This window comes from Herbaspirillum sp. B65, from assembly GCF_000333555.1.
Lineage (GTDB): Bacteria > Pseudomonadota > Gammaproteobacteria > Burkholderiales > Burkholderiaceae_D > Herbaspirillum > Herbaspirillum rubrisubalbicans.
The window spans coordinates 1-1,681 of the sequence record NZ_BADI01000555.1; the positions used below are offsets into that span (position 1 = coordinate 1).

General features: G+C 66.5%; 1 protein-coding gene and 1 pseudogene. Both read right to left on the minus strand.

All coding sequences use genetic code 11. The features are described from left to right. Positions 1 to 695, minus strand: a 695-nt coding sequence (locus I5W_RS13500) for a GTP 3',8-cyclase MoaA (RefSeq protein ID WP_044529618.1), incomplete at its 3' end; no start/stop codon positions are given. 347 nt (positions 696 to 1,042) lie between these two features. Further along, positions 1,043 to 1,681 (minus strand): annotated as a pseudogene (locus I5W_RS13505) (ribonuclease E/G); the annotation flags it as partial.

Below are 1,681 nucleotides of genomic sequence, written 5' to 3' on the forward strand. Positions count from 1 at the left end.
TCCATGTATTCGATGAAGCGCAGGATGGCCGGCGTTCCCTTGAAGTAGCGCGCCATGGGCAGGATCTGATCGTCGTTGACGCCTTTCTTGACCACCATGTTGATCTTGATCGGCCCCAGCCCGGCTGCGTGGGCGGCCTCGATACCTTCCAGCACGCGCGCCACCGGGAAATCGACATCATTCATGCGGCGAAAACTGGCGTCGTCCAGCGAATCCAGCGACACCGTCACGCGTTGCAGGCCGGCGTCCTTGAGCGCCTGGGCCTTTTGCTTCAACAGGGTGCCGTTGGTGGTTAGGGTCAGGTCGACGGCTTGGCCGTCGGGCGTGCGCAGGGCAGCCAGCAGGGCGATCAGGGTTTCGATGTTCTTGCGCAGCAGCGGCTCGCCACCGGTCAGGCGGATCTTGCGCACGCCATGGGCCACGAACTGCGCGGCCACGCGGGCCAGTTCTTCAAAGCTCAGCAGGTCAGAATGCGGCAGGAACTGGTATTGCTTGTCGAAGACATCCTTGGGCATACAGTAGACGCAGCGGAAATTGCAGCGGTCGGTGACCGAGATGCGCAGGTCATGCAGGGGACGCCCCAGGCTGTCACCCAGCCAGCCGCTGGGCTGCACCGCCAATGGCGTCACGGCGCCAGCCTTGCTGGCGAAGGGCGCGGGCCGGACGTCGACGATGGGAATGACGCGTTTGTTCATACGAGCTGGCGGAGTCACAGGTAGCTAACGATAGCACGGGAGGCGCACGGGGGTAGATGCACGATCATTCATATATGCCCGGTTTGCGGCTGAGCCGGGCCGCCCATGCCACCACTGGCGCGGCCCTGGCGCCATCTGGTCAGCGCGGCAGTGGCCGGTGAGGATGACTGTATCGTTGCCGCAGCCCCCCAACTGTCACCAAATAGGGTGTCTATTGCCGATGACAAGGGGTAAATGCCACCTTGCTGCAGCCAAGCAGACATGAGAAAGGGAGCCGAAGCTCCCTTTCTACCTTTCGCGTGGTCGATCTGCAATCGGTGGGTCATGGCTGACCCACCCTGCCGGCATCAACGGCGGGTTTCCACCTGCACCAGCGGCTCGCTCGACTGCGGCGGCAGCGGCTTGCGCTCGCGCGGCACACGCGGTGCCGGCACGATGGCCGCAGCCGCTTCCTGGGCGGCGCGCAGCTTGACCGGGTCGGTGGTGGCCAGGGTCAGGCCGGCGTGCGACAGCATCTGCTGCAGCGAGTCCCACTGGGCGCCGTTGCCGGCAGCAGCAGGGGTAGTAGCTGCGGCAGGTGCAGCAACTACCGGTGCCGGAGCGACCGGAGCCGAAGCTTCGGCAACCACGGCAGGGCTGGCTTCGACGGCATCCAGCAGGCTGATCTGCTGCGGTACCACCGGGGCCGGTGCGGCAACCACTTCGACCGGGGCTTCGGAGGCAGCCGGAGCGGCCACCGCTGCCTGCACCGGTTCGAAGGCCGGCGTCGGGGCGAAGCTGGCGTCGATGGACGGCGCCGGCGGTTCGATGGCTTGCTGGTGCGAGAACACGGCTTCGGTCGCTTCGGCTGCGGCAGCAGCGACGGCTTCCACCGAATTGACGCCGCTTTCGACCTGGGCGGCGGCCTCGGCCTGCACGTTCACCGGGGCGGCCGGGGTCGGCTCCTGGCTTGGCTCGGGCACCGGGGAGGCCGAGAACGAGGCCTG